The following is an 11,574-nucleotide window of genomic DNA, read 5'->3' on the forward strand; positions in this document are numbered from 1 at the left end:
AAACTCAACTTGTTTTATTGCTACAGACCTGTTGCACCTTCAAACGAAAGTATAAGGAGCTTCAAAAGAACATCAACTTATTTTAATCTGAGACGTAGTTTATCTATAAATTGTCTACTCTTCAAGATGCTTCCTGATCTTCCCTAACAAATCATCTATTTCGAAAGGTTTGGCTAAAAAGTCATCGGCACCGGCATCATAGGCTGATTTTTCGATGTCACGGCTTGCGGAAATCATGATGATAGGAATACCTTTGGTTAATTCGCGCTTTTTAAGCTCACGACAAATATCCCGCCCATCGGAACCGGACATCCAGATATCCAATAAAAGCAGGTCAGGAAATTCGTTTTGCATATCCAAAAGCGTCAAGCCGTTTACTGTCGACGAAACCTGGTACCCCTCAAAATCAAGCATTATTTCTACCGCATCCACAATCCCCGGATCATCGTCCGCTATCATGATCTTCTTCGTATTTTCCACTTCATCCCGAAGCCACAAAAATCAAGCCTTAAAAACAATCGATAACATTTTTTTTACAAAAGATTTTTTAGCCTATTCTTTATCATTTTTGACAGGGAGCGCGAAGTAAAATGTTGAGCCTTTTCCTTCCTCACTATCCACCCAAATACGGCCACCTTCACGTTTAATAATCTCGGACGAAATATATAAACCAAGGCCTAAACCCGGGAATGTATGCTGTTTAGCACCGCTAACCCTGTAAAACTGTTCAAAAACACGACTTTGCTTTTCTTTTGAGATACCGATCCCGAAATCCTGTACACTAACCACTACCTCATCATTTTCAATCCGACTCTTTAAAATTATATTTTCGGTGTGTGGCGAGTATTTGATGGCATTGGTGATCAAATTGACCAAAACCTGGCTTATGCGCTCTCTATCAGCATACACTTGTCCTGTTTCCTGTAATTGTTCAATAAGTGTATGTTTTTTTGTAGTACGTTGTAAATCTTCCGTTACCTCTTTAATGAGGGCATTAAAATCAAACACGGTATAATTAAACTGAAGCCTGCCGGAGTTTATCTTGGTAACATCCAATAAATCGGCAATTAAACTGGTAAGGCGGTTCAATTGGGCATCCATCTTACTAATCATGGATGCTTCCAGGGTGTCGCCTTTTTTGGTGAGCATACGTTCAAGCACCTGGGTATAGGCTTTAATGCTGGTAACCGGCGTTTTTAACTCATGGCTTGCTATCCCAATAAATTCGTCTTTTTGCTGCTGTAAAAGCTTTTGTTCGGAAATATCAAAAGTTACCCCTACCATTTGAGTAGCTTTCCCCCTGTCATTGAACCGCGCCTTTCCCGAAGCATTGATCCAGTGTATTGAACCATCGGGCCACGTAACCCGGTACTCGGCATTATACACTGTTCTATTCCTGATAGCCTCGTTTACTCTTTTCTGTACAACATCCCGGTATTCGGGCAGCATCACAGATAAAAGATCCGGAAAATTAAATACCGCATCTTTATCAAGACCATAATTAGCCTTACACTGCGGCGTACAGAACATAATACCGGTTTCCAGATCCAGTTCATAAGAGCCTAAACGACCGGCTTCAAGGGCAATTTCAAGACGCTGATTAATCTGAACAAGCTCCTCCCTTGATTTACGGCGATCAGTAATATCACGGGCAACTGCAAAAAGATATGGCTCATCCGACAGCATCAAACTAACCATATTGATCTCTACCGGGTAAACTGAGCCATTTTTACGGCGATAAAGCGTTTCGTACTGAGGGATGTTTTGTTGTTGCGCTTTATTAAAAGCCCGGTTAAAAGTTATATCATCGTGGTAAATATCTATATCAGCCACGTTCATGGTCAGTGATTCTTCTTCGCTGTAACACCAATCATCAAGTGCTACGCTGTTTACGTAGGCAATTGATCCATCAGCACGTAACAACATGAATATGTCCGAAGCGTTATCGGCCATAAACTTGAAACGCTTCAGCTCGTCTTCGGCATTCTTTTGTTTGGTTACGTCTATTACCGTACCCAGCATCCTGACCGGAATGTGCTCGTCATCATAGTAAACTTTCCCTTCTGCTTCAATCACGTGCATGCTGCCATCCCGCCATAAAACCCGGCCGGTATAAAAAAGCTGACCAGTTTTTAAAGCAACATCAAACGCCTTATCTCTTATATGCCTGTCATCCGGAAAAATCCTGTCAATATAACTCTCATGATCAGGCGATTCATCAATATCCATGATCACATTAAAACGTGGTGAAGTGATCACTTCGTCTGTAACCAGGTTTAAATCAAACGTACCCATCTCGGCAACATCAATAGCCAACCTGGCGCGTTCTTCAGCATCTTCAATTTTACGTTTGGCAATTACCTGATTGGTTACTTCAGATGCTACAGCAATGATGCCGGTAACGCCGTTACTATCCTTTAAAGCCTCGTAAACAAAGTCTACATAAGTTTTTTCGATCTTGCCATTCCTGGGCAGGTATACAGGCCTTTCAACAGCAATAAATCGTTCGCCGGTATTGTATACATGATCAAGCAAAGCTTCAAGCCCTTGCCCTTTGGCTTCCGGTAAACCTTCAAAAATTGGCTTACCAACAGTTTCCTCTGCTGTTTTGCCCCACAGCTCAAACACCGGGGCGTTGGCAATCTCAACCACATAATCCCGTCCTTTAAAAACAGCTATGGCGACAGGTGCCTGTAATATCAGCGAACGAAAATTCTGCTCACTTTCTATAAGTTCAAGGCGGGCTACCGTTTCATCAGTTATATCCTGTAGCGTGCCGTTTAACCTGATGGCTACTCCATTTTCATCATACAATGCTTTACCCTTGGCCCTCACTACACGCTCAATTTTTGTACGGGGATTTACAATAGTATATTCAACGTCGTACTTGCCTCCGGACGAAGGTAGCAAAGCCGCACGAATGGCATCAGCAACACTTTGCCTGTCTTTTTCTGCAATTACCGCTATTGCCGAGTCAAGTTCTATTTCATCATGAGGGTCTAATCCAAACCAATCTTTTAACCTGTCGTTACCGATAAATTTATTAGTATGGGGATTAAGATCCCAGGTGCCCAATTCTGCGGCATCTATAGCAAACTCCAGCTCGGTTTTGCTTTCTTTTAGTTTATTGAATGCCAGCACCTTTTCTGTAGTTTCGGTACAAGCTACCAGGATCCCACCCGGTTTACCCGATTCATCAATGACAGGGCTGTAACTAAATGTCCAGTAAATATCTTCGATAGTGCCGTTCCGAAAAAATGGGATCAATTGGTCTTCATGCCAGGTTGCCCCACCACCGGATAACACCTGCACTATCAATGGTTCGAGGATATGCCAGATCTCGGCCCAGAAAACTTTGGCCGGTTGTCCTAAAAGTGTTGGGTGTTTACCGTTCATTCCAAGGCTGGGACGGTAGGCATCGTTATAAAAGCAAACAAGATCGGGCCCCCAGTACATAAACATCGGGAAGCGCGAATTTAGCACGATACCTATGGTAGTGCGCAGGCTTACGGGCCATTGATCTGGTGTGCCAATAGATGTTCCGGACCAGTCATGTGCCCTAATCAGCGCGCCCATCTCGCCGCCGCCCTCCAAAAATTTCAAACTATCCTGCTGCATTTACGATTGTACGATGAAGTAAACATCAACACCTAAGTTAAGTTTTACAATCGTATTAATTACCTATGAATTAATTTTATTCACAAAATAGCAATTATCCTAAAAATCAGAGTAATCTGCCGGGCGCAGAAAGATTATATCGGCATGTGATACGTTATGCTGATACTCCGGTTTAGCCGAAAGCGTTTTCCAGTACTCATCCTTACCAAAAGCATCCCAATGTTTATCCCTATCCTCTTTACTGTTAAAGGTGGTCATGTACATCAGGTTGGGCATGTGGCTACCTGCGATGACTTCAGAGTAAAAAACTGCATTGAAACCGAGGCGTTTAAAAAGTCCTATTTCGTCGCCAACGTTAAACATGGTTACTTTGTTAATGTTCAATTTTTCGGTGGGGCTTTCATAGCTGCGCAATTCATAAACCCTGTCGGCTTTTTTGGCGGTAAGGTTAGGAACATCTGTTGAGGGCATTCCCGGAAAAGCCTGCAATATGATAGTTTCCAAACGGGTGTAAGGCTGTTCGTTATAAGCGGCATCAATATATTCTTTGCCATCGGCAAGGTATGCGGCATCGGCCTCTAATTTTTGATCAATCCCCATTAATTTGTCCCAGGACTGAAAAGGTGTAAACACATACAATAGCTTTGCAGTATCAACCTGTGTAACGGGCTTAAACACACCAACGTTTTTCACGCCCGCCCTGTGCAGTGCGGGGATATAAGCTTGTTGTAAGTATTTTTCGATTGTGCTTTCCTGCGCCTGGGTTTTGTAGTGATATATTTTAAGCTGATAATAATTACGCGCAGGGGCATTTGCAAATACTGAGGCTACAATAAAAAAACAGGCTACAAAGCCAAGGGATGTTTTATTAACAAAGTTCATAATGGCAGATGGTTTCTGGAGTAAATATAAACTCATTTTAGCAAAGTTGTGTTAAGCCCGTTTATATATTTCCCCCATTTTTCAAGCATCTCCATTAAATCTGAAAGCTTCATAGGCTTGCTCAAATAATCATTCATTCCGGCATCCAGGCAGGCCTGCCGGTCTTCGGGCATAGCGTTGGCAGTCATGGCAATAATCACCGGCTGTTCCTGCATATTACTGCGGATAAAGCGGGTTGTTTCCAAACCATCCATGTCAGGCATCTGCACATCCATCAAAATTAAATCGTAATGCTTAGCCACCATGGCATTTAATGCCACGTGACCATTTTCGGCAATATCCGCACTATAGCCCATTTTGCTTAGCATATGGATAGCCAGCTTCTGATTTATTAAATTATCCTCAGCTATCAGGATGCTCATCGGATAATTTCTGGCAAAATCTTTTGAAAACACTGTTTGCACAGGTTGCACGTCGGTTTTAATCCCACTGCCGGTTTTTAACTGTTCAACAATATACTTGTGTAAAAGATTATGTTTGGTTGGCTTTGTCAGTACGGCATTAAACACAGTATCCTCCCGCTTACCTTGCTCACTGCCTATTGAACTTAACAAAATGATAGGCATTTCCGGAAATTTCTGCCTCACCGCTTTAGCCAGCTGTAAGCCGTCCATTTCGGGCATGCTCATGTCAGTTATTAAAAGATCAACCTTTTCATCTTGCTGTTCAAGCACTTTCAGGGCTTCATTGCCTGAAGCAACAACTACCGGGTCATATTTCCATTGCCTTAGCTGGGTGTCAATAATGCCTCGGTTGGTGGCGTTATCATCAACAAATAAAACGCGTTTATTTTCAAGTTCGGCAAGGTTGAGATAAACGTAATTTCGTTTTGCCTGCTGCCCTACTTTTAATTTTATGGTAAACGAAAAGGTAGTCCCCCTCCCTATTTCACTTTGTACGCTGATATCGCCCCCCATTAGCCTGACCAGTTTTTCGCTGATGGCCAGCCCCAGGCCGGTCCCCCCGTACTTACGGGTGGTGCTTGAATCAACCTGCGAAAATGGTTTAAACAAGCGCTCCAGTTTATCATCAGGGATACCGATACCCGTGTCCCTGATCTTAAATATCAATTCCAGGTCATCGCCTTTTTGCGCCTTTACACCCGCGCTTATAAAAACCTCGCCCTGGGCAGTAAATTTCACCGCGTTGCCTACAAGGTTAATCAGGATCTGGCGAAGCCGTATCGAATCGCAAATGATCTGTACAGGCACGTTGTGCTCCACTTGATAAACCAGGTCAAGATTTAAACGTGAAGCCTTTTCTGCAAAAACGTCCAAAACCCCTTCTATGCAATCCCTCAAATCAAAATCTTCTTCGTCAAGCTCCATATTGCCCGATTCAATTTTGGAGAAATCGAGGATGTCATTAATTACCGTTAACAGTGCGTCACCGCAATTTTTTATGGTTTCGGTGTACTCTTCCTGTTCGGTAGTAAGTTTGGTACTGCCCAGCAATGTTGCCATGCCAATAACTCCATTCATCGGTGTACGAATTTCGTGACTCATGGTAGCCAGGAAAATACTTTTGGCTTTGTTGGCGTTCTCGGCCTCTTCCCGGGCCTTTTCCGATATTTCGCGGGCTACGCGCTCGTTCTCCGTCATTTGCACCAGGCTTTCTGTACGCTCTTTTACCTGCCGCTCCAGTACCATTTTTTGAGCCTTCAGAAACTTAACCCGGTATTTAAAAATAAAATACAGCAACGCTATTATGGCTATCACAACAATTAGCCTAAACCACCAGGTCATCCAAAATGGCGGCACTATTGTAATTTTCAACCCGGTTGAAGCCGGCGACCATAAGCCTGACGCATTCTGATATCTTAATTTAAAAACATAATCTCCTGGGGGTAAATTGGTGTACGAAGCGGTATTACGACTTCCTACATTGTTCCAATCCGTATCAAAATTTTCAAGTATATAACTGTAATTCTTTTTATCTGCCGATGAGTAATCAAGCGCCGCATACTGTAATGTTATTACCGATTGTTTGTAAGATAATCTAATTGCCCTGGTATAGCTTATATCCTGCTTTAAAGGCGAAGGATCATCTTTATCACGGGCAATTTTCACCGTTTTATTGAACAACTGAAAATTGGTGATCACCAGCGGCATAAATGCAGATGGCTTTAAGATCTGCCGGGGAGTAAAAGAATTAAAACCGTTAATGCCGCCGAAAAAAATCCTTCCTTCCCTGGTTTGTAGGGCCGAATGTGATTTAAATTCCTCATCCTGCAAGCCATCTTCGATAGTGTAATTTTTAAAAGTACGCTTAACCGGATCGTAATTAGATAAACCATTATTGGTACTTATCCAGATGGTGCCTAATTTATCTTCGCGTACAGCATAAATAACATCGCTCGGCAAGCCATCTTTTGTAGTAAATGCTGTAAAATGTTTGGTAACCGGGTTAAGGAGATTGAGCCCTGAAAGGGTACTGATCCAGATCTGGCCCTTGCTGTCTTCAAACAAATCCGGGATACTGTTATTACTGATACTGTTGCGCTTTTCATCGTGCTGAAAACGGGTAAAGGTCCCGGTTTTCCTGTCCATCAGGTTTAAACCGGCATCAAATGTACCTACCCAAAAATTGTTATTATGATCTTCAAGCAAAGCGTATACCCTATCGCTGCTGATACTTTTTGGATCATTCAGATCATAGCGAAATGCCGAAAACGTGCCCGACTTTTCATCATACAAGTCAAGCCCCCCATTGTAAGTACCCACCCAGGTACGGTTATCGCGCGTTTGGGTAAGCGCGTAAATATTGTTATTGCTTAAACTGCCGGGCTTTGCAGCATCATGCTTAAAACTGGTAAATCTATCCGTTTTAGGGTCAAAGCGGCACAAACCATCTCCCCATGTACCCATCCAGAAATTACCGCTGTGGTCCTGGGTAATTTTCAATACATAATTCCCTACCAGGCTATTTGGATTTTTAGGATCATTCATGTAGTGTTTAACCGTGCCATCTTTATTAAATACATTAACACCGCCGCCATCGGTACCAACCCAGATATTGCCGTACTGATCTTCGTGCAGACTAAGTACAAAGTTATTGGCCAGGCTTTGTGGCGATGAGTTGTGCCTGAAATGCGAAAAGCTTTCGGTACTGCGTTTGTACAGGTTTATGCCGCCGCTAAAAGCCCCAAGCCACATGTTGCCCATCCTGTCGCGGCAAATACTGTAAATGGAGTTACCGTTGATACTGCCCCGGTCAATATCGTCGTGTTTGTAATTTGTTATTTTACCTGTTACCGGATCGAGGATATTAACGCCGTTATTCTCAGAACCTATCCAAAGCTTGCCATTCAGGTCCATACTTAAGGACAAAATGGTATTGCCTGCGATGGTATTAGGATCGGTATCGCTATGAATATAGTGCTTAAACGTGCCTGCCTCCGGAGTAAATAAATTAAGACCACCGTCTTCTGTACCAACCCATAGCCGACCGGAATTATCTTCATAAATACTGCTTACATAAGTGCCGGAAAGGCTTGTATTCACGCCGGGTTGATTTTGGTAACTGGTAAATGTTCCTGCTTTCCTGTCGAATAGGTTTAGACCGCCGCCCAGGGTACCTACCCATAAACGATGCTTTGAATCCTCCTTCAGTGCTGTTACATCGTCGTTGCTTAATGACGATGGCTTTTCATCGTCATGCTTATAATGGGTGATCCTGTTTTTACGGATATCAAACCTGTCGAGCCCACCTTTTTGGCTGGCTATCCATAATATTCCTTCGTGATCAAATATCAGCCTGTTTACAAAATTGCTTGATATGGTGTTTGAATTGGCGTTATCGTGGAAGTAATGCACAAACTTGCCGGTTTTCCGGTCAAGCTTATTCAGGCCGAAAAGCGTGGCCAGCCAGATATTGCCATCCTTATCCTCTGCAATGTCCGATACCAGGTTACTGCTTAGGGAATTATCATCCTGGATACTATGTTTATAGATTACAAAGCCGTAGCCATCATAGCGGTTAAGGCCATCGCGGGTGCCAATCCACATAAAACCCCGGCTATCCTGAATAATGGTGCTTACATTAATTTGAGATAATCCCTCGCGTGTACCTATGTGTTCAAACTTAAGGTTCCTATCCTGCGAAAACCCGTTTTGAGCAACCAATAAGGCAACTGCAACAAACAAATACTTAAAGATATTCACAGTAACGGGCTGTATTAAAATTAATAAAAATTGGCTTACCTAAGCAAGAAACAAAATGGCTTATAGCTTAACTTATACGGTCAGTATTATTTATAAGTTTAAAATAGACAAAAAAAGTAACAAAACAGATACCATTAAGCAATATTGAGTTCAGCAGGCAAAAGCTCAAAATTGCAATATAAAAAAAGCCTCCCGGTGTTTACGGGAGGCTTACAATATTGTTAGTTATTGATATAGCTTACAACTCTCTTACCCAAATATTACGGAAGCTAAGCGGCTCGCTTTTATCGCCGTGAGCTTGTAATTTAATTGGCGACGGGCCGTGTTTTTTACCCTCGTAAGATGGTTTGCCAATGTACTGTGTAGGGCCAAGCAACTCAAAGTTGTTTTCAACCAATACACCATTGAAAAACACGGTAGCTCTTGCTGCCGATTTTAATGAACCATCTTCGTTAAATACAGGAGCAGTCCAGATTACGTCATAAATATTCCACTCGCCTGGTTTGCGGCCAGGGTTTGCCAACGGAATAACTTGTTTGTACAAGCTGCCTGCCATACCGTTAACGTAAGTTTTGTTTTCGTATGAATCTAAAACCTGTAACTCGTACCCGGCATCGCCTTTACCAATCGAGGCCAAAAACACACCGCTGTTACCGCGGGCTTGTCCGGTACCGGTAATGCTTGCAGGTACTTTCCATTCAATATGCAACTGGTAATTGTTAAAGCTCTTTTTAGTTTCGATATTACCTGTAGCTTTGTTTACGGTAAGCACATCGCCTTTTACCAACCATTTGGCAGGGGTTTTATCTTCAACAGAAACCCATTCATCAAGGCCTTTGCCATTAAACAAAATGATGGCATCTGAAGGAGCATCACCTAAATTTTTGCCGGGGGTAACTACTTTAGGTACCGGTTCCCAAATTTCTGTGTCTTCAGGTTTCGCATTTTGTGCGTTCGCCATGAAGCAGCTACCTGCTAAAAGGGCGGTTAATATTAAAGGATATTTCATCTCTATTCGGTTTTAATTGGTTTAAACGTGAAGTGTATCTTTCAAATATGAAGCACTTTTCGCGATGCTCACATACGGATCGATGTTGGTGAAGTTTTCCTGCTCAACAATAAAGTGCTTAATGCCGGCCAGTTTAGCTTTACCTAATATGGTTTTAAAGTCGATATCGCCATTGCCAATTTCTGTATTCAGTTCGGCATTGGTTTTATCCCTGTCTTTAACGTGTACAAATTCGAAGCGGCCTGGGTGTTTTGAAAAGATCTCAACAGGATCTTTACCGGCGCGTACTACCCAGTAGATATCCATTTCCATGGCTACCAGTTTAGGGTCGGTGTTGTTCAATACTACATCGTAAAAAGTAGTATCGCCAACAGGAGCCCACTCAAAGTTATGATTGTGATAACCTAACTTCAAGCCAGATTTTTTCAGGATCTCGGCAATTTTATTCATTTTATCAGCAACACCTTTGCAATCATCAACCGTTTTAATAAAGTTGTGATTTAACGCCGGAATGATAATATGCGATTGACCGATAGTATTAGCAACTTCAATATAAGCGTTTAAATCATCAGTTTTGCCTGAGCCTAAGTACTCATCCAAACCGTAATGGCCGCTTGCAGTTGTTAAGCCGTTGTCTTTTAAAAGCTGGCTAAATTCTTTGCCTTTCAAACCCCAATAACCGGTTTCTTTGTTAAAACCAAACGTTTCAACTTCTTTATAACCGGCTTTTGCTACCTGTGCAATAACACCTTTTACATCTTTGGGTAATTGATCGCGCAGGCTATACAATTGCAGGCCCACTTTATTTGTAGCTTTAGCCGATATCAACTTAGGTGCAATAACCGCACCGGCAGCAATTAATCCGGCTTGTGCTAAAAATGTTCTTCTGGTTGTCATGTATTTGTTTTAGTTAGTTTAGCTTTTTAGAGTGATAAGGTGATGTAAGGTTTAAACATCACAAATATGCACCGCCTTTTTAAGCGAAGCTATTTTGTCTTTTTGCTTTGGAATGAACTCCTGGGCTACAAAGCCTTTATGCCCCACCTCTACAATGGCGCGCATAATAGCAGGGTAATATAACTCCTGTGTTTCGTCAATTTCATTACGACCAGGAACGCCGCCAGTATGGTAATGCGCGATGTATTGGTGATTAGCGCGGATATTACGGATCACATCGCCTTCATCAATCTGCATATGATAAATATCATAAAGCAGTTTAAAGTTTTCAGAACCCAGCCTGCGGCAAAGTTCAGCGCCCCACTCTACCCTGTCGCACTGGTAATCTTTATGATCAATTTTGCTGTTCAGCAATTCCATAACCAATACTACCTTATGTTTTTCGGCAAGGGCAACCATTGGTTTCAAACCTTCAACGCAATTGTTCCAGCCCTCCTCGTCGGTTTTACCGCGACGGCTGCCACTAAAGCAGATCAGGTTTTTATAACCGGCTTCGGCTACCAACGGAATCATTTTTGTATAATTCTCGTGCAGCTTAGCGTGAAATTGTTTGTCGCCAAAGCCATCGGTCAGGTTGATTTCTGCCCCATTACACATAGATGAGAACAGGCCATATTTTTTCAATGTAGGCCAGTCTGAAGGGCCAACAAGATCAATACCTTTTATGCCGATATCTTTAGCAGCAGCACAAAGCTGATCTACGGTAAAATCGCCGTAGCACCAGCGGCATACCGCATGATTAATATTGCCTTTTAGCTTATCATCAGCCTGCATATGTTTTTCAGTTTCGGTAGTAAATGAAGATAATACGCCCGACGCGCCAATAGCCGCCGTGCCCGCGATCATGCTTTTAATAGCCGAACGCCTGTTTTGATTTGATGCCAT

At 42.5% G+C, this 11,574-nt stretch carries 7 protein-coding genes; all 7 read right to left on the reverse strand.

Annotation, left to right across the window (positions count from 1 at the left end; genetic code table 11):
* Positions 1-114: 114 nt before the first annotated feature.
* The 7 genes from EAH55_RS16835 to EAH55_RS16865 all read right to left on the reverse strand — a co-directional run bounded on the left by EAH55_RS16835 (position 115) and on the right by EAH55_RS16865 (position 11,574).
* On the reverse strand, positions 115-480 hold the full coding sequence (locus tag EAH55_RS16835) for a response regulator (RefSeq protein WP_208644868.1): 366 nt from the start codon (positions 478-480) through the stop codon (positions 115-117).
* A gap of 72 nt (positions 481-552) precedes the next feature.
* A complete protein-coding gene (locus tag EAH55_RS16840) occupies positions 553-3,618 on the reverse strand; it encodes a PAS domain-containing sensor histidine kinase (protein ID WP_121810664.1) in 3,066 nt (1,021 codons plus the stop codon).
* A 99-nt stretch (positions 3,619-3,717) separates the two neighbouring features.
* A complete protein-coding gene (locus tag EAH55_RS16845) occupies positions 3,718-4,536 on the reverse strand; it encodes an NIPSNAP family protein (protein WP_244228231.1) in 819 nt (272 codons plus the stop codon).
* Positions 4,533-8,723 carry a hybrid sensor histidine kinase/response regulator gene (locus EAH55_RS16850; RefSeq protein ID WP_121810665.1) on the reverse strand — a complete coding sequence of 1,397 codons (4,191 nt, stop codon included), beginning with the start codon at positions 8,721-8,723 and terminating at the stop codon, positions 4,533-4,535. Before EAH55_RS16850 ends, EAH55_RS16845 begins: the two co-directional genes overlap by 4 nt.
* Before the next feature lie 238 nt (positions 8,724-8,961).
* Positions 8,962-9,732 carry a 3-keto-disaccharide hydrolase gene (locus EAH55_RS16855; protein WP_121810666.1) on the reverse strand — a complete coding sequence of 257 codons (771 nt, stop codon included), beginning with the start codon at positions 9,730-9,732 and terminating at the stop codon, positions 8,962-8,964.
* A gap of 21 nt (positions 9,733-9,753) precedes the next feature.
* Positions 9,754-10,629, reverse strand: coding sequence for a sugar phosphate isomerase/epimerase family protein (locus EAH55_RS16860; protein WP_114938470.1), 876 nt, complete (start codon positions 10,627-10,629; stop codon positions 9,754-9,756).
* Positions 10,630-10,680: 51 nt separating this feature from the next.
* Positions 10,681-11,574 (reverse strand): hydroxypyruvate isomerase family protein, encoded by an 894-nt coding sequence (locus EAH55_RS16865; protein WP_121810667.1) that lies wholly within the window; start codon positions 11,572-11,574, stop codon positions 10,681-10,683.

The organism is Mucilaginibacter kameinonensis (assembly GCF_003675385.1).
GTDB classification, from domain to species: domain Bacteria; phylum Bacteroidota; class Bacteroidia; order Sphingobacteriales; family Sphingobacteriaceae; genus Mucilaginibacter; species Mucilaginibacter kameinonensis.